This window comes from Cyanobium sp. NIVA-CYA 375 (genome assembly GCF_056108345.1).
In genome coordinates, this window is record NZ_JBSYHW010000050.1 from 1 (window position 1) to 20,203 (window position 20,203).

Consider the following 20,203-nt stretch of genomic DNA (forward strand, 5'->3'; position numbering starts at 1 on the left):
ACCTGGCGGCCCAGCGTGATCTCCTGCTCGTGAGATAAAAGCGGAACTCGGCCTATGTCACGCAGGTAGCTGCGCACCAAGTCGCCATCGGCAGCGGGCATGGAGCGAGCAGCCTTGTCGGGAGAAGCTGCACCGGGAGCAGTAGCGATGGCGACGACCATGGCACTAGAGGCTTGAAGATGTGTAAAGCCTAACCTGAAGAAGTGTTAACTCCTCTCACATTCCCGTAAAGCCGCCGCAGTGACTCAGGCCGCTCCCAGACACTGCTTAGCCGGGCGCCGCGCGCTGCAGCAGCCAGGAGGCAGTTTGCAGGTAGATAAACACCCCTGCTACGTCTGTCGCGGTGGCAATAAAGGGTGCTGACATCAGGGCTGGATCCAGGCCCAGGCGGTCAAACAGAAGTGGCAGCGCGGCACCAGCAGTTGCAGCCAGGGTGGTGATCGCCACCAGACTCAGGCCGGCGGCCATGGCCACTAACCAGCTGCCTGCCACGTAGGCGGCCCACGGCACCACCGCCAGCACCATCAACAAGCCCAACAGGGCGCCAGCCACAGCCTCGCGCCAGATCGCCCGCCAGGCGCCCATCGCCTGAATGCGCTGGGTACTTAGGCCCCGAATCACCACGGTGGAGCTCTGGGCGCCCACATTGCCGCCGGTGCCGATCAGCAGCGGAATAAAGGCGGCGAGCACCACCACCTGCTTGAGCACCAACTCCTGGGAAGCGATCACCGCCGAGGTGCCGCTGTTGGCCACCAGCAGCACTAGGAGCCACACCACCCGGCGCCGGGCCACGGTGAAAAGGTTGCTCTGGAAGTAGTCATCCTCATCGCCAGCCTGCACGGCGCCGGCGGCGTAGAGGTCGCGGGTGGCCTCCTGCTCGATCACGTCGATCACGTCGTCCACGGTGACGATCCCCACCAGCCGCTGCTCCCGGTCCACCACCGGCACGGCCAGGAAGTCATAGCGCTGGATGGCCCGGGCCACCTCCTCCTGGTTGGTGTCGGTGCCGACGCTCACCACATCGCGGGTCATTACATCGCCAATGCGGGCCTCTGGGTCGGCCGTGACCAGATCCCGCAGCGACAGGATGCCGGTGAGGTGGCGGGAGCCATCGGTGACGTAAAGGGAATAGATGGTTTCGGTGTCGCGGGCGCGGCGGCGCACGATCGACAGGGCCTGGGCGGCGCTATGAAACTCCTTGAGATCGACGAATTCGGTAGTCATTAGCCGGCCCGCCGTCTCCGCCTCATAGCCCAGTAGTTGGGCGGTAATCCGCCGTTCCGCCGGGCTCAGCTCGGCCAATAGGCGCCGCACCACCTTGGCGGGCAATTCATCAAAGAGCCGCACCCGGTCGTCGGGTGACATCTCCTCCACCAGCTCCAGAACCTCACCGGAGCGCAGCCGTTCCAGCATCGTCTGCTGCACCGCCGCGTCTAGGTATTCGTAGACCTCAATCGCTTCATCCTTGGGAAGCAGCCGAAAGGCCAAGGCCTGCAGGGTGCGCGGCAGGCTGCCGATCGCTTCAGCCGCGTCCACCTGCTGCACGGGGCCAAGCAGCAGCTTGGCCCCGTCGTAGTTGCCAGCCTCAAGCAGGCTTTCCAGCTGTTGGGCGACCACCTCGGCCACCTGGATCCCGTTGGCTTCGCTCATGGGCACCGCGACGCCTCACTTATGAGTTTATGGGTCGCGGCTGCCGCCGGCTCGCTATGGTCCGGCCACTTGATGACACCCGCACCGATGGCTATCTCAGTGAGCAATGTGGCCGTGCGCGATGCCAAGGGCGGCGAGCGCAGCCTGGGCGATTGGGCCGGCAAGGTGCTGCTGATCGTGAACGTGGCAAGCCGCTGTGGCTTCACCCGCCAATATGCAGGCCTTCAGACGCTCCAGGAGAGCTACGGACCCCAAGGCTTGGCCGTGCTCGGCTTTCCCTGCAACGATTTCGGCGCCCAGGAGCCCGGCACGCTGGCAGAGATCCAGCAGTTCTGCTCCACCACCTACGGCGCCAATTTCGAATTGCTCGACAAAGTTGTGATGGCTGAAGAGCCGTACACCACCCTCAGCCAGAGCAAACCAGCTGGCCCCGTCGCCTGGAACTTCGAGAAGTTTTTGGTAGGCAAGGACGGCACCGTGCTAGCCCGCTACAAGAGCAACGTGGAGCCCGATTCCGCCGAATTAAAGGGCGCCATCGAGGCCGCCCTAGCCGCCTAACCGGCGCGCTCAACCAGCCGGCACCCAGCCGCGGCGATCAGCAGCCTGCACCTGCAGCCAACGCTGGCCGGAGCTAGCTCGCCAGCTGCGCAGCACCCGCAGGGGCTCACCGGTCCCCAGTTGCTGCAAGGCAGGCGCCCGTTGCTCAGGAGCGGCCCGCAACACAACCGCACGGGTGGAGAGCAAAGGGTCGCCGCTACAACGCCGCCGCAGTTCAAAAGGCCGACGATCGGCCCCACCGGCAGGCAAGCCAACGGGAGTGATCAGGGCAAAACCAAGCAAGGCCGCCCAGCGCCAAGCTGCAGGTTGAGCCATCAAATGTCGAGCTGGGCCAAATCGAGGGTGGCGCTATGGGCCTCGATGAACTCTCGACGCGGGGCCACTTTGTCGCCCATCAAAATTGTAAAGATGCGATCCGCTTCGAGGGCGTCTTCAATCTCGACACGCTTCATGGTGCGGGTGGTGGGATCCATTGTAGTTTCCCAAAGCTGTTTAGGCATCATTTCGCCCAAACCCTTGAAACGCTGAATCGTGTAATTGGCCTTTTCTCCAAACGATGCGATCGTATTTTTAAGATCGTTCTCGTTGTAGCAGTAGGTGTGGTTTTTACCGCGCTCCACCTTATAGAGAGGGGGACAGGCGATATAGATGTAACCACCCTCGACTAAGGCGCGCTGATAGCGGAAGAAGAAGGTAAGAATCAGGGTGCGGATGTGGGCGCCGTCGACGTCGGCGTCGGTCATGATCACGATCCGGTGATAGCGAAGATTTTTCTCATCAAATTCCTCGCCCTTGATCCCCAGGCCTAATCCTGTGATCAGGGCCTGAATCTCAGTATTTTTATAAATCTTAGCGTCGTCAGTTTTCTCGATGTTGAGGATTTTGCCCCGCAAAGGCAGGATCGCTTGGAAGCGCCGATCGCGCCCCTGCTTGGCAGAGCCACCAGCGGAATCGCCCTCCACGATGTAGATCTCAGACTCGGAAGGGTCGCGGGAGGAGCAATCTGCCAACTTGCCAGGCAGGGTTGAGCTCTCGAGCACGCTCTTGCGGCGCACCAGTTCTCGGGCGCGCCGGGCAGCCTCGGCAGCATTGAATGCCTGAATCGCCTTCTCGAGGATCAGATCGATCACCGAGGGATTGAATTCTAGATATTCGCTAAGGGCTTCACCCACCAGCGTGTCAACAATGCCACGTACTTCCGTATTGCCAAGCTTGGTTTTTGTCTGACCCTCAAATTCCGGCTCGGGCACCTTGACCGATAGCACCGCGGTGAGGCCCTCGCGGATGTTCTCACCAGCCAGGTTGGAATCGGCATCCTTGCGCTTGCCGCGCTTTTTGGCAAAGGTGTTGAGGGTGCGGGTTAGCACCGTTTTGAGACCCTCGATGTGGGTGCCACCATCAACAGTGCGGATGTTGTTGGCAAAGCCAAGAATGCTGTCTGAATAAGCATCCACACACCACTGCAATGCCGCCTCCACCTGCACGCCATCCTTTTCGCGGTTGACGTAGATGATTTCGGGGTGGAGAGGATCCTTCTCCTTATTCATGTAGGCGACGTATTCCTTGATGCCACCTTCATAGAAATAGATCTCTTCATGGGCATCGCCCGCGGCATTGCGGGCCGCGGCGCGGTCGTCACGGAAAACAATCCGCACCCCGCCATTGAGGTAAGCCAGCTCGCGCAAACGCGACGAGAGAGTCTGGTAGTCGAACTCAATGCCAGTCGAGAAAATCTCGATATCAGGCTTGAAGCACACCGATGTTCCGGTGCGGCCCTTCTCACCATCGGCTGATTTCAAAATGCCGATCGGGGCGCCGCGCTCAAAGCGCTGGGTGTGCACCTGGTCTTGGCGGTAAACCGTGACCTCCACCCACTCGGAGAGGGCATTGACCACCGACACGCCAACGCCGTGCAGGCCGCCAGAAACCTTGTAGCCACCGGAGCCAAACTTACCGCCGGCGTGCAACACCGTGAGCACGGTTTCAAGGGCGCTCTTGCCGGTACGCGGGTGGATATCGGTGGGGATGCCGCGGCCGTTGTCGGTGACGGCGCAAGAGCCGTCGTCGTTGAGCACCGCCAGGATCTGGTCGCAGTGGCCGGCTAGGGCCTCGTCAACTGCGTTGTCGACCACCTCATACACCAGGTGGTGCAGGCCTCGGGGGCCGGTGGAGCCGATATACATGCCCGGCCGCTTGCGAACGGGCTCCAGGCCCTCCAGGACCTGAATCTGCTCGGCGCCATAGGCGGCCTGAATTTTTGTGGAAGCTTGGCTTTCAGCGCTCATGCAGGAAGGTCTCCCCAGGGATTCGGCACAGGACGGCGAGATCCCGGGGCAAATAAGACGCAAATGGGCCCAAAAGCCCTTTGCAATTAGCAATTTACCACCGCCTACCCGGGCTGACACCCCCTGGCAAGGTGGACCCATGAGCCCCACTGAGCCCGCAGGCCAACCCCTCGTCATCGTTTTGCTGGGTCCAACAGCCAGCGGCAAAACAGACCTGGCAATCTCCCTGGCCCAGGCCCTGGATCTGGCGGTGCTGAACGTGGATTCACGCCAGCTCTACCGGCAGATGGATGTGGGCACTGCCAAGCCGACGGCTGCCCAGCGAGACCAAGCCCGCCATGAGCTGCTGGATCTACGCGATCCCGACCAGCCGATCAACCTGCAGGAATTCCGCGCCATCGCCGAGGCCCAGCTCAACGCTGAACTTGCCCGCAAGCCCCTGGCCCTGCTGGCAGGCGGCAGCGGCCTTTACCTGCAGGCCCTCACCCAGGGGCTGGAACCACCCGCGGTGCCACCCCAAGCCGCTCTGCGCGCCCAGCTGGCAGCCCTCGGCCAGCCCCTCTGCCACCAGCTACTGCGCCAGGGCGACCCAGTGGCCGCCGCCCGCATCGCCCCCGCCGATGCCGTGCGCACCCAAAGGGCCCTGGAGGTGCTTTATGCCACAGGGCGGCCCCTATCCAGCCAGCAGGGGGCCACGCCGCCGCCCTGGCGAGTGCTGGAGCTGGGCCTAAACCCCGCCGACCTGAAAGCCCGCATCGCCAGCCGCACCCGAAGCCTGTTTGCTGCGGGGCTAGTAGCTGAAACCGAAGCCCTGATTAAGCGCTACGGGTTGGAGCTACCCCTGCTCAACACGATCGGTTACGCCGAGGCGCGGCAGCTGCTAGCTGGCGAGCTCAGCGAAACTGAGGCAATCTGCCTTTGCGAGCAGCGCACCCGCCAATTCGCCAAACGGCAACGCACCTGGTTTCGGCGGCGCCACGCACCGATCTGGCTGGAGGAGCGCAGCAAAGAGGGGCAATTAGCCCAAGCGTTGCAACTGGTCGAAGGCGGACTAGGGTGAAGCGTTAGCGACTTCGCGATCCTTCACGCCCCTGAATGCCCCCACGTCCCCGTTTTGACCGCCGTGCTCCCGTGCGGGAGCTGCCCAACATCAATGACCGCATCAGCTACCCCAACCTGAGGGTGGTTGATGCTGATGGCAGTCAACTGGGGGTGATCACCCGCGAGGAGGCTCTTGAGGTTGCCAAGGACCGCGATCTCGATCTGGTGTTGGTGAGCGAGAAGGCCGATCCGCCGGTGTGCCGGATCATGGATTACGGCAAATACAAGTTTGAACAGGAAAAGAAGGCCAAGGAAGCCAAGAAGAAGTCGCACCAGACGGAAGTAAAGGAAGTGAAGATGCGCTACAAGATCGACTCGCACGACTATCAGGTGCGGATCGGTCAGGCGCAGCGCTTCCTTAAAGACGGCGACAAGGTGAAGTGCACCGTGATTTTCCGCGACCGCGAAATCCAGCACACCGCCCTAGCCGAAGTGCTGCTTTACCGCATGGCCAAAGACCTCGAAGACAACGCCGAGATCCAGCAGCCCCCCAAGAGGGAAGGCCGCAACATGATCATGTTTCTGAGCCCCCGCAAGGCCGCCGCTCCCAAGGGCAACGGCAAGTCGACTTCAAATTCGGCCGCAGATCCCGCGCTCTAAAGGGCTTTAAGCTGAGACCAGGGCTGCGCACATTGGCGGGCGGGCATTGTTTTTTCTCGCGTGCAGGAAGTTGTACCGATGTACAACCTCCTGGAGGGCCGTCCACTCGCACCCAGCCCAACCGGCACACGCGCGTATGCCAACTGGGGGATTGTCCCCAGGGCCAAGCCTCCTTATGGTGGCCACCAGCCCAATTGGCCCAACCCCGGCGTGCGATTCCACATCCAGCAGGAAAGCGACATTCCGGCGTCAACGCAGCTCTACAACCAGATCTGCTTTGCCATTGCGGCCCGCCATTACCCACCGGGGCACCGATTACCCAGCACCAGACAGCTGGCGATGCAAACCGGCCTGCACCGCAACACGATCAGCAAGGTGTACCGCCAGCTGGAAACCGACGGCGTCGTGGAAGCGATGGCGGGTTCGGGCATCTACGTGCGCGACCAGCAAAAGCCGCGGGAAATCAAGCCGCCGCCGGGGCCCAAGGGCCGGGCCCTGCCAGACATCGACCGTCAGGTGCGCCAGAGCGTCGATGGCTTACTGAATGCCGGCTGCACCCTGCAGCAGAGCCGCGACCTACTCACCCGCGAGATCGACTGGCGCCTGCGCTGTGGCGCCCGGGTGCTGGTCAGCACCCCCCGCGAGGACATCGGTGCCTCGATGCTGATCGCTGAGGAGCTCAGGCCCAGCCTGGAGGTGCCGGTGGAGGTAGTACCGATGGAGGAGTTGGCGGCCGTGCTCACCGAATCCAACAACGGCACGGTGGTGACCAGCCGTTACTTCCTGCAGCCGGTGGAGGAGATTGCCAAGCAGCACGGCGTACGGGCGGTGGCTGTTGATCTCAACGATTTCCGCAACGAGCTCGACTTACTCAAGGAGCTACGCCAAGGCAGCTGCGTGGGCCTGGTGAGCATCAGCCCGGGGATCCTGCGGGCTGCTGAGGTGATCCTGCACAGCATGCGCGGCAACGAGCTGCTGGTGATGACTGCCAACCCAGACACCGGCAGTCGCCTGCTGGCCCTGCTGCGAGCTGCCAGCCACGTGCTCTGCGACCGCCCCAGCCTGTCGCTGGTGGAGCAGAGCCTGCGCCTGAACCGGGCCCAGCTGATTCGGATACCGGTGGTGCACTGCGCCCAGAGCTACTTAGGCACCGCCACCATCGATGGCCTGCGCAAGGAGATTGGGCTGCAAGCGAATTAATTAAAGCGGATGAAGAGATTCGAACTCTCGACCCTCTCCTTGGCAAGGAGATGCTCTACCACTGAGCTACATCCGCGTTTATCGGCCCTGCCGACTTGAGGATCATGCATGAAGGGGGGCCCCTCGGTCAAACGCTGGGCAAACCCCAACCAAGGCCACCTGGCTCCGGCAGGATGGCCCCATGCTCAAGGCACTGCAGGCCGACCTGGCGATCATCAAGCAGCGCGATCCGGCGGCCCGAGGCACGCTGGAAATCCTGCTCTGCTACCCGGGCCTGCACGCCCTGACGCTGCACCGTTTCAGCCATTGGCTCTGGGGGCGGCGGCTGCCGCCCTTGCCCCTACTGGCACGGCTGCTGAGTCAGCTGGGGCGACTGGCTACCGGCGTTGAAATCCACCCCGGCGCTCGGATCGGCCATGGTGTGTTCATCGACCACGGCATGGGAGTAGTGATCGGTGAAACGGCCGTGATCAGCGACCGCTGCCTGCTGTATCAGGGCGTCACCCTGGGCGGCACCGGTAAGGCCCACGGCAAGCGCCACCCCACCCTGCTGGAAAACGTGGTGGTGGGCGCCGGCGCCAAGGTGCTGGGGGCGATCACCGTGGGTGCCAACACCCGCATCGGCGCCGGCTCGGTGCTGCTGCGCGATGTAGCGGCCGACAGCACGGTGGTGGGAATTCCTGGTCGGGTGATCCATCAGAGCGGGGTGCGGATCGACCCGCTAGCCCACTCAGCCCTGCCAGACACGGAAGCGAATGTGATCCGCAACCTGATGGAGCGCATCGACGTGTTGGAAATGGAGCTGGCCCGCACCCAGGGCTGCCTGCGGGAGCTGGCCGCCGGCCGCCCCCTGCTGGAGCCCTGCACCGGAGCCGCCCAAAACCTCAAAGATCGCGAAATCCTGGAATTCCTCGGCGACAACCCTGGGATCACGGGCTGAGCGCAGCTTTCACATGGCAGCTTTCACATCAGTGCGGGCAAAGTCGTCGCCCTTGAACAGCAGCGGCAGGTCGAGGGCCATGGCTAGGCCGTAGCTGAAGCAATCGCCCAGGTTGAGGCCTGCCCGGTGGCGGCCCTTGCCGAAGTGGCGCCAGCCGTGGAGGGCCCAGTGGAGATGGTTCTGATCAAACGGCACAACCTGGACGCCCAAGGTGAGGAGCAGCTGCACTACCTCGTTATCTTCAAAACCGTGGCGCGAACTCTCTGAAACCAAGCAGAGCTCGACGCGCGACGCCGCACTGAGATGCACCACAGAAGCCTCAGCCGCCACGGCAAGCAGCAGCTCAGCCTCAGCCTCCTGAAGCAGCAGAGCCATTAGAGCCGAGGGGTCGATCACGAGTTCGGCCACAAGCCGGCTCATTTCGGCAACCCCTGATCGTCGTAAAGGGCTTCCTGAAGCTCCTTACTAGTGCGGCCTTGCCACTCAGGCCGAGCACTGAAGCGCGCACAAATGGCCCGAACCGCTGCTTTTTTGGCCTCAGCGGCACGGGGGCCCTCAGGACTGGGGGAGCGGGCCAGCTCCGCTCGCAGTGCCTGGCGCACTGCATCGGTGACGCTGGTGGAACGCCGGGCGGCCAGCTCCCTCGCCATGGCATGGACCTCAGGGTCTTTGATGTTCATGCCCATGGCGCCAGCTGGGTAGAAACTGACTTTCATTCTACCCAGCTCGGCGGGCCTGAAGCTGCTCCCAACAGCCCCCCGGTAAGATGATGGTTGTGCTGGCAAGTCCGCCTCAATGCTCAAGCTGCTGCTGGGTGATCCCAATGCCCGCAAGCTGAAGCGCTACCAGCCGATCGTTTCAGACATCAACCTGCTCGAGGAGGAGATCGCCCCCCTCTCCGACGACGAGCTGCGCGGCCTCACCGGCGAGTTTCGCCTAAAGCTTGAGCAGGTAGCGGGCAACGCGGCCAAGGAGCGGTCCCTGCTCGATGAGCTGCTGCCCCAGGCCTTTGCCGTGGTGCGCGAGGCGGGTAAGCGGGTGCTGGGCATGCGTCACTTCGACGTGCAGCTGATCGGCGGCATGGTGCTGCACAACGGTCAAATCGCTGAAATGAAAACCGGCGAGGGCAAAACCCTTGTGGCAACCCTGCCCTCCTACCTCAACGCCCTCACCGGCCGAGGCGTGCACGTGGTGACGGTGAACGACTACCTAGCCCGCCGCGACGCTGAGTGGATGGGGCAGGTGCACCGCTTCTTAGGGCTCTCGGTTGGCCTAATCCAGCAGGAGATGACGCCAGCCACCCGAAGGGCCAACTACGCCTGCGACATCACCTACGCCACCAACAGCGAGCTGGGCTTCGATTACCTGCGCGACAACATGGCCAGCGACATCGCTGAAGTGGTGCAGCGCCAACCCAACTACTGCGTGATCGATGAGGTCGATTCGATCCTGATCGATGAAGCACGCACGCCGCTGATCATCTCCGGCCAGGTCGAGCGTCCCCAGGAGAAATACCGCCGCGCCGCCGAGGTGGCTGAGCTGCTGGAGCGCTCTGCCGAGCTGGGTAAAGACGGCATCGACCCAGAGGGCGACTACGAAGTTGATGAGAAGCAGCGCAACGTAACCCTCACCGACGAGGGCTACGCCAAGGCCGAGCAGCAGCTGGGTGTGAGCGATCTCTTCAACCCAGAAGACCCTTGGGCCCACTTCATCGGCAATGCCCTCAAGGCCAAGGAGATGTTTGCCCGAGACGTGAACTACATCGTGCGCAACGGCGATGCGGTGATCGTTGATGAATTCACCGGCCGGGTGATGCCAGGGCGGCGCTGGAGCGACGGCCTGCACCAGGCGATTGAGGCCAAAGAGCAGCTGGAGATCCAGCCCGAGACCCAAACTCTCGCCTCGATCACCTACCAAAACTTCTTCCTGCTCTACCCGCGCCTAGCCGGCATGACCGGTACCGCCAAAACCGAAGAGGTGGAATTCGAGAAGACCTACAAACTCGAAGTGGCAATCGTGCCCACCAACCGGGTCCGATCACGCTCCGACTGGACCGACCAGGTGTACAAAACCGAAACCGCCAAGTGGCGCGCTGTCGCCCTGGAAACCGCCGAAGTGCATAAGGGCGGCCGACCAGTGCTGGTGGGCACCACCAGCGTGGAGAAATCGGAGTTGCTGAGTGCCCTGCTGGCTGAGCAAGACATCCCCCACAACCTGCTGAACGCCAAGCCCGAAAACGTGGAGCGGGAAGCCGAGATCGTTGCCCAAGCAGGCCGGGCCGGCGCCGTGACCATCGCCACCAACATGGCGGGCCGTGGCACCGACATCATCCTGGGCGGCAACAGCGATTACATGGCGCGCCTCAAGCTGCGGGAGGTGCTGCTGCCCAAGCTGGTGCGCCCGGAAAATGAGCACCGGCCCATCCCTTCGGCGAAGGCCGTGCGTGAGGCCCGCAGTTTGGGGAGCCTCTATCCCTGCAGCCTCAGCGAAGCCAGCGAGCAAGAGCTGGCTACCCTCGCCAAGGCTCTTGTGAATGCGTGGGGCGACCGGCAGCTCACCTTGCTGGAGCTGGAAGACCGCATCGCCCAGGCAGCCGAAAAGGCCCCCAGCGAGGACCCCCAGATCCAGGCCCTGCGCGACTGCATCGCCCAGGTCAAGGCTGAATACGACGCCATGGTGAAGCAAAACGAGCAGCAGGTGCGTGAGGCCGGTGGCTTGCACGTGATCGGCACCGAGCGTCACGAATCGCGCCGAGTTGACAATCAACTGCGCGGCCGCGCCGGCCGTCAGGGTGACCCGGGCTCAACCCGCTTCTTCCTGTCGCTGGAAGACAACCTGCTGCGCATCTTTGGCGGCGACCGGGTGGCCGGACTGATGAATGCCTTCCGGGTGGAGGAAGACATGCCAATCGAATCGGGCATGCTCACTCGCTCGCTGGAAGGGGCCCAGAAGAAGGTGGAGACCTATTACTACGACATCCGCAAGCAGGTGTTCGAATACGACGAGGTGATGAACAACCAGCGCAAAGCCGTTTACACCGAACGGCGCCGAGTACTGGAAGGCCGGGAGCTCAAGGCCCAGGTGATCGGCTACGGCGAGCGCACCGTCGAAGACATCGTGGAGGCCTACGTCAACCCGGAGCTACCACCTGAGGAGTGGGATCTCAGCCGCTTGGTGGACAAAACCAAGGAGTTTATTTATATCCTGGAAGATCTCACTCCAGACCAGCTCCAGGGTTTAGGGGTGGAGGAGCTCAAGGCCTTCCTGCAGGAGCAGCTGCGTAATGCCTACGACATCAAGGAGGGTCAGGTGGAGCAACAACGGCCGGGGCTGATGCGGGAAGCGGAGCGCTACTTCATCCTCCAGCAGATCGATACACTCTGGCGCGAACACCTGCAGGCCATGGATGCTCTGCGCGAATCGGTGGGCCTGCGCGGTTATGGCCAGAAAGACCCGCTGATTGAGTACAAGAATGAGGGCTACGACATGTTCCTGGAGATGATGACCCAGATGCGCCGCAACGTGATTTACTCAATGTTTATGTTCCAGCCGGCGCCGGCGCCCCAAGGAGCTACTGCCTGAAGCTGATGCGCCTGTTACTCGACACCCAGGTGATGCTCTGGTGGCTCCTCGACGATCCTCGGCTAGGCCCCGAAACCCGTGAACTGATGGCCGCAAGCATCTGGGAGGTTTCTATAAAGCACCGTCTGGGCAAGCTGTCTGTGGCACCGTCTGCCTTTCGTGATCAGAGCCTCGCCGCTGGTGCGGTGCTCCTGCCAGTACTCAATGGCCATGTCATTGAAACCGCCCATTGGCCTGGTTACGACGTGACACTGCATCGCGGCTGAGGGGCTCTCCAAAGGCGGCGGCCCTGATTCGCGAAGCCCAGATGGGGCCAGCATCCCCCGAGAAGCAGCCAAGGTGGCACTACCGCCCAGATCCTGGCCCTGCTCGACTTCCAGGGCCCAGCCGACCTATCCGCCTGGCTGGCCGCCAACAGCTGAAGAGGGGCCTTGATTCGGCTGTTCAGGATTCAGTACAGCCTGTACGGAATCGTTCACGCCACCCGGGTTTCGTGCCGCATCCGGAGCGGTTGTGACTGAAACGGTGCTGATCACTGGACGAGGAAGGAACACGATGCCTGAGGCGGAGATAGCGCACACCAACCCATCCAGAACCGCCGGGGAGTATGGATCATAATGACTATGATGACGTGGCTGAAGAGGAGGGCGCTTGTCACCCACCGTCTTTCGTGAGGGTGAATTCCGTTTTTACTTCTTCTCTCGGGAGGAAAGTCGGATGCACGTTCATGTCAGCCACCCCGACGGCGAGGCGAAGCTCGGCCAAGCCGAACGCCTTGTTCAGTCTCGTCAACAGGAGATTATCAATGCCTGGAACGATCGCTTTGGACGCTGAGGTCACCAACATCTCAGGGCATTGCCTCTGGGTTTTGGTTGACGACGAAGAGCTGGCATTACCCTTTTCTGAATTCCCTTGGTTCAGATCGGCAACGATCGATCAGGTTCTGAATGTGGTTCGGCCATCTGGTTCACATCTTTATTGGCCTGATCTTGACGTTGATCTTTCGTTGGATTCAATCCGTCACCCCGGTCGTTACCCTCTTAAGGCGAAGTTCTGACTAGATGTTCTGATTTGGTGCTGCTCACGCTGCCAGTGCGGTGGTGAGTGATTGCCGGCATCCCCCGGGAAGAAATCCGCCATACCAGGGCTGTACAAAACTGGCTTGCCGAGGCGAAGCCAAGGTCACCCTCTGCCAACCCAACCGCTGCTGCGGCCCCTCTGTTTTGCAACTGTGCAGGAGTCTGTACAGCTGTACAAACTCATGGAGGCGCCAAAATTGACATGGCGGCTGGCTTCCCCCTGAGCCGCCAGGTTTCCCAGCCGGAACGAACCCCGGTGCCACCGAACCCCAGGCCATCAACCCAACCCAGTTGGCTTTGTCCCGATGAGTGCGCCATACTGACAAAGCCAACCCGCCCAGCAAGCTCGAGGTTGCCGTCATGGCTGTTCAGGAGTCGGGGCCTGCGTCTGTACTTGCGGGCGACCCCCAGGCGAGCGCGTTGCTGCTGCGCGTGAATCAGTTGGTTCTGAGCAAACTGGCCTTGCCGGGAGGGCCTGTACAGGCGATGAGTCATCGGCCGGCTCCCGTGGCCCTCGACGACCTCAGTCTGCTCACAGAGCTGGTGATCGAGGCCTGGCGCTTGGAGCCCACGCCACCGCCGCGGCACGCGCTGCTACGGCTGCGGGGCGAGCAGGCCCTAGCCCAGCTGCTCAAGTCCAGCGGCGGCAGCCTTAGCTCCGCAGAGGTGCAGCAACTGCTCGGGCTGAGTGGCGAGGGAGTGCGCAAGCGGCGCGATCGCAAGCGGCTGCTCGGTTGGCGCCATGGCAAACACACCGTGTATCCGGCCTTTCAGTTCGATCTGGCCGGCGGGCGGGTGTGGCCAGCCCTGGAAGCGGTGTTGCCCCTGCTAGACACCGACAGCGGCCCGGCCCAGGTGCGCTTTCTGCTGAGCCCTGACCCTGAGCTGGGCGACACCCCGACCGCTCTGCTGTGTCGAGCCGAACCACTGGCCTTGGAGGAGGTGAGCCGTAAGGCACGCCATTTTGGCTGCCAATTGGCTCGCTGACGTGCGCCTGCCGCTGCCGCCGACGCAACAGGCCCAAGGGCTGCGTCTGCTGCGAATTGCTGCCGGTAGCCAGTGGATTCGGATCCATCGCTGCCACCACTCCAGTGCACTTCATTGGGGACGGCATGGGCAGGGCCGTTGGAATGCTCCTGATGCTGCCTTTGGCGTGCTCTATGTGGCGGGCGATCTGGAGACGGCCTTTGCTGAAACTTTTGGCCATCAAGTGATGGCCAGCCACCTTCCGGCGGCCGTGAAGTTCCTCAGCCGCCAGGAACTGGAGGAGCGCTGCATTTCCATGCTCACCGCTCGCCGTGATCTGCAGGTGTTGGATCTCAGGGGGGCGGCCCTGGCCCGCCTGAACCTTGATGCCCAGCTGCTCAGCACCTGCGAGCAGTTGCCGGTGTGCCAGGCCTGGTCGCGCTGGTGGCACGAGGCGGCTGAGCAACCCGATGGGCTGCTCTATCCCTCGCGCCTTTTGCCCCGCGGCACCAACCTGGCGCTTTACGAGCGTTGCACCGATGCCTGGGAGGAGGAATGCCTCGGCGATCTGATGCATTGGCCTGCAATCTCCCCAGAACCTGCCGTGTTGGAGATCCTCGATGCCCACGGCTGGGGCTTGGTGGGATGACCAGTCACCTTGCACCAGGAGCCTTAGCGAGCAGGCAGCGAAGAGGAGCTCAAGGATGGGAGCTTCGAGATCTGCCGCTGGGAGCGGGCGGGGATCATCGGCCCCATCCGAACCCAGCCGAAACGAACCACCTACGACCAGCCCTCAAGCGCGTCCAGATGCTCCGTGTATGGCGGCAACCGCAACCTGCCCTTCTCTATGCGCAACACCTAGTTCCCCCCTCTAATTTGCAACTGTGCAGGAGTCTGTACAGCTGTACAGATTCAGGCTGTACAAACCCATGGAGGCGCGCAAATTGGCATGGCGGCTGGCTTCCCACTGAGCCGCCAGTTTCCCAGCCCGAACGAACCCCGAGGCCCCCGCGCCCCAGCAACACCCAGCGCCACCAAGCCCCGCACGGGCTGCAGCCCCACCCCCAAGCCGCGGCTACCTTTTCGCCAGCAAGCGCCCGCAGCCAGTGAACACCGACCGCTGGTATTACCGCGTCTTCCAGAGCGCCCCCGACCTGATCCGTGAGCTGCTTCCCGGCTCAGCCGCAGCCGCCAACGCGCTGGGCCTCGACCCAGGCGCTCCCGGCGATCAGCTCTATCGCTTTGAAGCTCTTGAGATCAAGGAGCTCAGCCACCGCCTCGATGGCGTGCTCTGGCCAAGGGAAAGCACGGGCTGCGCCGAAACCGGCAGCCCGCAGTTTCCGGTGGTGCTGCTGGAGGTACAGATGCACCCGGATCCCGGTTTCCACGGGCGCCTCTCAGCCCAAAGCCTGCGCTTTGTGCAGCGTCACCCCAGGGTGGAGCACCTGGAGGTGGTGGTGATTGCGCCCCATCACCGCCTGAGACTGGGACCATCCAATCCGCCCCGGCTGCTGCAGGCAGTTTTGGAGGAGGTGCACTGGATCAGCCTGGAGGCATTGAGCCAGCAGCCGGATCTCGATCCGCTGCTGAACCTGCTCACCTTGCCGTCGAGACCCGAAAGCGAGCTGGCGGCCAGCAGTCAGCAGATCCTCGCCAGCCGCCCTGATCTGGACACGGTTGTGCTGGCTATGCTGGCTCAACGGTTTCCTTACTTCAGTGCAGAGCAAATCATGGTGATTGCCGGCATTCCCCTTGAGGAGATCCGCCACACCAGGGCGGTACAGGACTGGCTTGCTGAGGGCCGACAGGAGGGCCGCCAGGAGGGCGAAGCCAAAGGCCGCCAAGAAGGCCGCCAAGAAGGCCGCCAAGAGGGGCGCCAAGAGGGGCTCCAGGAGGGCAAAGCCCAGGAAGCCGCCAAAGTTACCCTTCGCCTCCTCAACCGCCGCTGCGGACCCTTGAGCGAAGCCACCACCGCCCAGATCCGGGCCCTACCAGTGGAGAAATTGGAAGCCCTGGCCGATGCTCTGCTCGACTTCCAGGGCCCGGCCGACCTGAGCTCCTGGCTGGCGAAGAACGGCTGATTCGCCGCTCCTGATTTACCGCGCCTAATTCGCGACGCCTGATTTGCAGCTGCGCAGGGACCGATACGACCCGTGGCCGTGGTCGCCAAGGCTGATCGGGTGCGGGTGGTTGAGGTGATCGACCTGCTCTGCGACACCCCTGCGTGCCGGCTCTAGCGCTTTGAAGCCCGGGCCGCGATACAGCTGACTTCAGCTGGGCTGGCGCTTGTCCCGCGTCAAGCCCCTTGGCCGATTGGCGTCAATCAAGTTGGCCGCTGAGGGGAACTGATCGCCCCCGGTTGTCGCCGGCGACAACCGGGGGCGATCACGCTGGAGGCGACACGAAAACTGAGCCACCTATCAGTCCGAGCCATTGCCAGCACTGGCTTCCTCTGATCGGCACCAGGCGACAACCACGTTGGCCGGTGGGCTACTGGGATCTCTGCTAAACCCTCCGCCCCAACCTCGTGCGGAGCTCCCTACCGGGGCCTGCTTCCATCGGCGCCAGGTTGTCGCCGGACGACAATCTCCCGGGCTGTTCTCCGCTTCTCTATGGCTGCTTTGGCTGTTGGCTGCCGCTGCGCCGGCTTGCCTGCGCGCGGCGGTGGCTGTCGCCGCTGATCTCGATGATGTGGCAGTGGTGCACCAGCCGGTCCACCGCCGCGACGGTCATCGAGCTGCTTGGGAAGATCTCATCCCAGGCGGTGAACGGCTGGTTGGCGGTGATCAGCACCGAACGACGCTCATAGCGGTGGCAGATCAGCTCAAACAGCACGCTGCTCTCCTGTTCATCCCGCCGTACATAGCCGATGTCATCGATCAGCAGCAGCGGGTAACGATCCAGCCGCTCCAGCGCTGCCGGGAGGTTGTACTCGGCGCGGGCTTTCTGCAGCTCCTGCACCAGGCTCGTGGCCGGGTAGAAGCGGCAGGCCTGATCCAGAGCGATCTGCGCCAGGGCGATGCCGACCGCCAGGTGGGTTTTGCCTACACCGCTGGGGCCGTAGCGCTTGCGCTTCTGCGAAGCAGTACAGCAGCACGTTCTCGCCCCGCTGCAGCCATTCGCTCTGGCGGCTCAGGGCTTCCAGCTCCTGCCATTGGGCGGCCTCAATCCGGCCGCCATGGTCGTAGTCCGCCAGGGCCTTGCTCCAGGGCAGATGGGCCGCTCGCAGAAGCCGGTGCTGGCGGGCCTGCTGGCGTTGCTCCACCTCCTGCTCGCACAGGGCATAGAGGAACTGGCTGTGGCTCCAGCCTTCCGCCTCAGCCTGCGAGGCGATGCTCTGCCAGTGGGAGCGGATCCATGCCAACCGCAGCTGTCGCAACAGGATCGGCAGGGCGGCTTGCGCCGCCTGGGGCCGCGGGATGGAGAACAAGGAGGTCGTCATAGCTCTGCAGCGTGTGTTGGCAAATGCGTTGTGGCGGGTGGGGGCGATGGGGCGGCAGCCGGAAGCGTTGCTGCAGCGCCGCCAGCGACAGCCCCTGCCGTTGATGGGCCTTCTCGAGCCAGGCCAGCACCGGCTCGTAGCCGGCCACTCGGCAGCCGACATACAGCGCCTCGACCATCAGCCGAGCGGCAGCGTCGCGATCACCGCTATTGCGCAGCTGCTGCCACAGCTGCCACCAGCGCTCATCGGGGAACAGCTCCCGCTGATAACGGCAGTGCAGCAACGCCCGGGGTTTGCGCCTGAGCGCATCGATCAGATGCTCCAGATCAATGCTCCAAGCCCGCCCATGGCGCTCGATGCCGCCATGGAGCCGCGCCAGTTCGCAGGCGATCTGCCGGCCCAGAAGCAGCTGCAGCCGGTCGTGGAAAATCCGCACCGTCAGCCGCTGGTCGATCAGCCGCGGCGGCACCGAATACACCACCCTGCGCACCTCGATCGTGCTGGTGCGCCGCACCGTGAGCTGCTCGATGTCGTAATCGGCAAAGCGAAAGCGCGGCAACGGCCGCAGCGCCGGTTTCTCCTGCTCCAGCCGGACCAGCCGCGGTCGGTTGTATTGCTCGATCACCTCAGAGAGGAAGTCCTGATACGCCGCCAGCGATTCAAAATCGCTGCTGCCACGTAGCAGCAGCGCCTGTTCGATCCGCCGTTTGAGATGGCCATGGGGACTCTCCACACGGCCGTTCTCATGCGCCACCCCCAGGTTGTTGCGGCTGTAGGCCAGGCCGTAGTGACTGCAGAGGGCGTGATAGCGGGGGGTGATGTCGGCTGAAAAACTGCCGTTGCGGTTGCGGCATGCCGCCGACAACCGGTCGGTGCGCAGTTCCGCCGGCACCCCGCCGCAGGCCGCCAGGGCGTTCTGCAGACCCTCCGAGAGGGCGACGAAACTCTCGCCGCCCTGCACCACCTGCGCGTAGCTCCAGCCGCTCCATGCCAGGCGGTAGTGGAACAGCAGATGGGGGAATGCCTCGCCAGCAATCGTCACCTCCACCCCCTTGAGTTGGGTGAAGTCACAGAAGGCGATCTCGCCTGGCTCGTAGCTCAAAGGGAAGATCACCTCTGGATCCGGGCCATGCAACGCCTTCCACTCCCGCACCCGCCTTTGCAAGGTCCGTTGCAGAGGAATCCAGTCGACATGGGGCTTCTGCCGCTGCAGGTGTTCCAGCAGAGTGATCGGTGTCAACGCTGGCGCACGTTGCAACAGCGGCACCAGCTCCTCCTCCCAGACACCCTCCAGCGGATCGGGCCGGGTGCGTCCACGGAGCTGGTTCGCCCTGGGCTGCAGCTGGTTCCTCTCAATCCGGCGGGCGCTGCGCACTGAGATGCCAGCCGCTGCGGCAGCAGCCTCCTGGCTGCTGCCACCTCGTCGTTTCGTCATGTACAGGTTGCGTTGGTGACTGGTAAGTGGTGCCGGCATCCCCTGGTCCCTGCGCATCGGCACCAGGCTCTCCAGCACTCACCCCACCGGCCAACGAGCTTGTCGCCGACCGGCCAACTTCATTGTCGGCGGACAGGCGCTCACCTGCCGGTTGATGGCAGCAGTCGTTCTCGCTCGTGGGGCTATGGGCCGAGGGGCCATGGCCAACCGAAGCAAAAATCTGCACTGCTTGCTGCACCTATGGCGGGCTGCTGCGGCGCAGGGGGTTTCGGCCACGTTCAGGATTCGGTACAGCCGAACAGAATCAAGGAGCGCTCCATAGTGGGAGCCGACAAACCACACAAGCAGATCGACACGCTCCTAGGCAGCGAACAACTGGTGACCTTCGACCAGAAGGCCGCGCGGCTTCTAGCTGCAGCCGGTGAGCCTGTGATTCTTCTTTGAGTGCATCAGAAGGACTACCCCCTGAGCCTCCAGGCGCACCAGAGCGAACCCCAAGCCGCGGCTACCTTTTCGCAAGCAAGCGCCCGCAGCCAGTTAACACCGTCTGCATGTATTACCGCATCTTCCAAGGTGCCCCCGACCTGATCCGCGAGCTGCTGCCGGGCTCAGCCGCCGCCGCCAATGCGCTGGGCCTCGACCCAGCCGCTGCCGCTGGAGCAGCTGGAAGCCCTGGCGGCCTGGCTGGCGGGGAACAGCTGATTCGCCACTTCCAACTCACCACGCCTGATTTGCAGCTGCGCAGGAACCGGTACGTCCTGTGGCCGTGGTCGCCAAGGCTGATTGGGTGCGCGCGGTTGGACCATCGACCTGCTCAGCGAGACCCCTGCTGCCGGCTCTGCCCTCGAGGGTGAATTCGAAGCAATGGCAGCGCAGCGAACTGGTGACCCTGGTGGTGCGCATTGGTCATCGCCGCGAGATTTATTGCTGGCCTGTCACCACACCGCCGGTCGCTGCTCCTGAAACACCGCGTTGTTCAGATCGGCAGCCGTACTTGATCGGGGGGGGGGATGAGCCGAGGCAGCCTTGGCCAAGCAAAGCAACGACACTGCACGACCTTCTGGCTTTCGGGCGGCACCAATAGGAGGTTTACGTCGGCCCCAACCCAGCTCGGTGCGGCCATGGCGAGCTGCTGAGGAGCGGAAGGAGTCTGAACTTGGGGCCCGGGCAACGATTCGCGAAGCTAGAAGGGGGCTTTACAGCCTTGGTGCTTCTGATACAGCGCCGGGGCCGGGGTGCAGGAGTGGCTCGCGGGGAGAAAAAGTGGCCAGTAATATAAATTCACCGCCTGGTAAACCTAAAACCAGTGTCGCAACTCCTGATTTACCAATATTAAGGGTTCACGAGGTGGTGCACGGAATTGAG

Annotated in this window: 20 protein-coding genes, 1 tRNA gene and 1 pseudogene; 11 read left to right on the forward strand and 11 right to left on the reverse strand. The window is 63.1% G+C overall.

Annotation, left to right across the window (positions count from 1 at the left end; genetic code table 11):
- Together AC01FP_RS12080 and mgtE are read right to left on the reverse strand one after the other, a co-directional pair.
- On the reverse strand, positions 1–161 hold a 161-nt coding region (locus AC01FP_RS12080), incomplete at its 3' end, for a sigma-70 factor domain-containing protein (RefSeq protein ID WP_474480539.1).
- A 106-nt stretch (positions 162–267) separates the two neighbouring features.
- The gene (mgtE, locus tag AC01FP_RS12085) at positions 268–1,650 is read right to left on the reverse strand and encodes a magnesium transporter (RefSeq protein ID WP_474480508.1); all 1,383 of its coding nucleotides are present in this window, start codon (positions 1,648–1,650) and stop codon (positions 268–270) included.
- Between the two features lie 87 nt (positions 1,651–1,737).
- On the opposite strand from mgtE, the gene AC01FP_RS12090 reads away from it, so the two are divergent.
- Positions 1,738–2,208 (forward strand): glutathione peroxidase, encoded by a 471-nt coding sequence (locus AC01FP_RS12090; protein WP_474480510.1) that lies wholly within the window; start codon positions 1,738–1,740, stop codon positions 2,206–2,208.
- Positions 2,209–2,217: 9 nt separating this feature from the next.
- Here the strand turns inward: AC01FP_RS12090 and AC01FP_RS12095 are convergent, their stop codons facing one another.
- Positions 2,218–2,523 carry an SH3 domain-containing protein gene (locus tag AC01FP_RS12095; RefSeq protein ID WP_474480512.1) on the reverse strand — a complete coding sequence of 102 codons (306 nt, stop codon included), beginning with the start codon at positions 2,521–2,523 and terminating at the stop codon, positions 2,218–2,220.
- The gene (gene gyrB, locus AC01FP_RS12100; RefSeq protein ID WP_474480514.1) at positions 2,523–4,493 is read right to left on the reverse strand and encodes a DNA topoisomerase (ATP-hydrolyzing) subunit B; all 1,971 of its coding nucleotides are present in this window, start codon (positions 4,491–4,493) and stop codon (positions 2,523–2,525) included. Before gyrB ends, AC01FP_RS12095 begins: the two co-directional genes overlap by 1 nt.
- A 139-nt stretch (positions 4,494–4,632) precedes the next feature.
- On the opposite strand from gyrB, the gene miaA reads away from it, so the two are divergent.
- The 3 genes from miaA to AC01FP_RS12115 all read left to right on the forward strand — a co-directional run bounded on the left by miaA (position 4,633) and on the right by AC01FP_RS12115 (position 7,394).
- Positions 4,633–5,553 (forward strand): tRNA (adenosine(37)-N6)-dimethylallyltransferase MiaA, encoded by a 921-nt coding sequence (miaA, locus tag AC01FP_RS12105; protein ID WP_474480516.1) that lies wholly within the window; start codon positions 4,633–4,635, stop codon positions 5,551–5,553.
- Between the two features lie 35 nt (positions 5,554–5,588).
- Positions 5,589–6,194, forward strand: coding sequence for a translation initiation factor IF-3 (gene infC, locus AC01FP_RS12110; RefSeq protein WP_474480517.1), 606 nt, complete (start codon positions 5,589–5,591; stop codon positions 6,192–6,194).
- Positions 6,195–6,404: 210 nt separating this feature from the next.
- On the forward strand, positions 6,405–7,394 hold the full coding sequence (locus AC01FP_RS12115) for a GntR family transcriptional regulator (protein WP_474480519.1): 990 nt from the start codon (positions 6,405–6,407) through the stop codon (positions 7,392–7,394).
- Between the two features lie 4 nt (positions 7,395–7,398).
- Here AC01FP_RS12115 and AC01FP_RS12120 read toward each other — a convergent pair.
- Positions 7,399–7,470: transfer RNA gene (locus tag AC01FP_RS12120), tRNA-Gly, on the reverse strand.
- 105 nt (positions 7,471–7,575) lie between these two features.
- Here AC01FP_RS12120 and cysE point away from each other — a divergent pair.
- Positions 7,576–8,334, forward strand: coding sequence for a serine O-acetyltransferase (gene cysE / locus AC01FP_RS12125; protein WP_474480521.1), 759 nt, complete (start codon positions 7,576–7,578; stop codon positions 8,332–8,334).
- A gap of 9 nt (positions 8,335–8,343) precedes the next feature.
- Here the strand turns inward: cysE and AC01FP_RS12130 are convergent, their stop codons facing one another.
- Positions 8,344–8,754 (reverse strand): type II toxin-antitoxin system VapC family toxin, encoded by a 411-nt coding sequence (locus AC01FP_RS12130; RefSeq protein WP_474480523.1) that lies wholly within the window; start codon positions 8,752–8,754, stop codon positions 8,344–8,346.
- Positions 8,751–9,050 (reverse strand): type II toxin-antitoxin system VapB family antitoxin, encoded by a 300-nt coding sequence (locus AC01FP_RS12135; RefSeq protein WP_474480525.1) that lies wholly within the window; start codon positions 9,048–9,050, stop codon positions 8,751–8,753. Before AC01FP_RS12135 ends, AC01FP_RS12130 begins: the two co-directional genes overlap by 4 nt.
- Positions 9,051–9,129: 79 nt before the next feature.
- On the opposite strand from AC01FP_RS12135, the gene secA reads away from it, so the two are divergent.
- Both secA and AC01FP_RS12145 read left to right on the forward strand, forming a co-directional pair.
- Complete coding sequence (gene secA / locus AC01FP_RS12140) at positions 9,130–11,916, forward strand: preprotein translocase subunit SecA (RefSeq protein ID WP_474480527.1); 2,787 nt, start codon at positions 9,130–9,132, stop codon at positions 11,914–11,916.
- 5 nt (positions 11,917–11,921) lie between these two features.
- Entirely contained in the window at positions 11,922–12,182 is a 261-nt protein-coding gene (locus tag AC01FP_RS12145; protein ID WP_474480529.1) for a type II toxin-antitoxin system VapC family toxin, read from the forward strand.
- A gap of 388 nt (positions 12,183–12,570) precedes the next feature.
- On the opposite strand, the gene AC01FP_RS12150 is transcribed toward AC01FP_RS12145, so the two are convergent.
- On the reverse strand, positions 12,571–12,762 hold the full coding sequence (locus tag AC01FP_RS12150) for a hypothetical protein (RefSeq protein ID WP_474480545.1): 192 nt from the start codon (positions 12,760–12,762) through the stop codon (positions 12,571–12,573).
- On the opposite strand from AC01FP_RS12150, the gene AC01FP_RS12155 reads away from it, so the two are divergent.
- From AC01FP_RS12155 to AC01FP_RS12170, 4 genes are all read left to right on the forward strand, one after another.
- On the forward strand, positions 12,722–12,973 hold the full coding sequence (locus AC01FP_RS12155; protein WP_474480541.1) for a DUF2442 domain-containing protein: 252 nt from the start codon (positions 12,722–12,724) through the stop codon (positions 12,971–12,973). The two genes, AC01FP_RS12150 and AC01FP_RS12155, sit on opposite strands and share 41 nt — an antisense overlap.
- Positions 12,974–13,355: 382 nt before the next feature.
- Positions 13,356–13,982, forward strand: coding sequence for a hypothetical protein (locus AC01FP_RS12160; protein ID WP_474480531.1), 627 nt, complete (start codon positions 13,356–13,358; stop codon positions 13,980–13,982).
- Positions 13,960–14,610 (forward strand): RES family NAD+ phosphorylase, encoded by a 651-nt coding sequence (locus tag AC01FP_RS12165; protein WP_474480533.1) that lies wholly within the window; start codon positions 13,960–13,962, stop codon positions 14,608–14,610. Before AC01FP_RS12160 ends, AC01FP_RS12165 begins: the two co-directional genes overlap by 23 nt.
- A gap of 457 nt (positions 14,611–15,067) precedes the next feature.
- Positions 15,068–16,042 carry an Rpn family recombination-promoting nuclease/putative transposase gene (locus tag AC01FP_RS12170; protein ID WP_474480535.1) on the forward strand — a complete coding sequence of 325 codons (975 nt, stop codon included), beginning with the start codon at positions 15,068–15,070 and terminating at the stop codon, positions 16,040–16,042.
- Positions 16,043–16,571: 529 nt separating this feature from the next.
- Here AC01FP_RS12170 and AC01FP_RS12175 read toward each other — a convergent pair.
- The 3 genes and pseudogenes from AC01FP_RS12175 to istA form a co-directional block, all read right to left on the reverse strand.
- Positions 16,572–16,994 carry an ATP-binding protein gene (locus tag AC01FP_RS12175; RefSeq protein ID WP_474480543.1) on the reverse strand — a complete coding sequence of 141 codons (423 nt, stop codon included), beginning with the start codon at positions 16,992–16,994 and terminating at the stop codon, positions 16,572–16,574.
- Positions 16,995–17,109: 115 nt separating this feature from the next.
- Positions 17,110–17,391 (reverse strand): annotated as a pseudogene (locus AC01FP_RS12180) (ATP-binding protein); the annotation flags it as partial.
- On the reverse strand, positions 17,279–18,838 hold the full coding sequence (istA, locus tag AC01FP_RS12185) for an IS21 family transposase (protein ID WP_474480537.1): 1,560 nt from the start codon (positions 18,836–18,838) through the stop codon (positions 17,279–17,281). The gene istA and the pseudogene AC01FP_RS12180, both read right to left, overlap by 113 nt.
- Positions 18,839–20,203: the final 1,365 nt, after the last annotated feature.

What these genes read in the sequence shown, in the direction of transcription:
- infC (WP_474480517.1), top strand. Translation starts at nt 5,589, where the DNA reads ATGCCCCCACGTCCCCGTTTTGACCGCCGTGCTCCCGTGCGGGAGCTG.
- mgtE (WP_474480508.1), bottom strand. Translation starts at nt 1,650, where the DNA reads ATGAGCGAAGCCAACGGGATCCAGGTGGCCGAGGTGGTCGCCCAACAG.
- AC01FP_RS12135 (WP_474480525.1), bottom strand. Translation starts at nt 9,050, where the DNA reads ATGAAAGTCAGTTTCTACCCAGCTGGCGCCATGGGCATGAACATCAAA.
- cysE (WP_474480521.1), top strand. Translation starts at nt 7,576, where the DNA reads ATGCTCAAGGCACTGCAGGCCGACCTGGCGATCATCAAGCAGCGCGAT.
- istA (WP_474480537.1), bottom strand. Translation starts at nt 18,838, where the DNA reads ATGACGAAACGACGAGGTGGCAGCAGCCAGGAGGCTGCTGCCGCAGCG.
- gyrB (WP_474480514.1), bottom strand. Translation starts at nt 4,493, where the DNA reads ATGAGCGCTGAAAGCCAAGCTTCCACAAAAATTCAGGCCGCCTATGGC.
- AC01FP_RS12155 (WP_474480541.1), top strand. Translation starts at nt 12,722, where the DNA reads ATGCCTGGAACGATCGCTTTGGACGCTGAGGTCACCAACATCTCAGGG.
- secA (WP_474480527.1), top strand. Translation starts at nt 9,130, where the DNA reads ATGCTCAAGCTGCTGCTGGGTGATCCCAATGCCCGCAAGCTGAAGCGC.
- AC01FP_RS12130 (WP_474480523.1), bottom strand. Translation starts at nt 8,754, where the DNA reads ATGAGCCGGCTTGTGGCCGAACTCGTGATCGACCCCTCGGCTCTAATG.
- miaA (WP_474480516.1), top strand. Translation starts at nt 4,633, where the DNA reads ATGAGCCCCACTGAGCCCGCAGGCCAACCCCTCGTCATCGTTTTGCTG.
- AC01FP_RS12145 (WP_474480529.1), top strand. Translation starts at nt 11,922, where the DNA reads ATGCGCCTGTTACTCGACACCCAGGTGATGCTCTGGTGGCTCCTCGAC.
- AC01FP_RS12095 (WP_474480512.1), bottom strand. Translation starts at nt 2,523, where the DNA reads ATGGCTCAACCTGCAGCTTGGCGCTGGGCGGCCTTGCTTGGTTTTGCC.
- AC01FP_RS12160 (WP_474480531.1), top strand. Translation starts at nt 13,356, where the DNA reads ATGGCTGTTCAGGAGTCGGGGCCTGCGTCTGTACTTGCGGGCGACCCC.
- AC01FP_RS12150 (WP_474480545.1), bottom strand. Translation starts at nt 12,762, where the DNA reads ATGTTGGTGACCTCAGCGTCCAAAGCGATCGTTCCAGGCATTGATAAT.
- AC01FP_RS12090 (WP_474480510.1), top strand. Translation starts at nt 1,738, where the DNA reads ATGGCTATCTCAGTGAGCAATGTGGCCGTGCGCGATGCCAAGGGCGGC.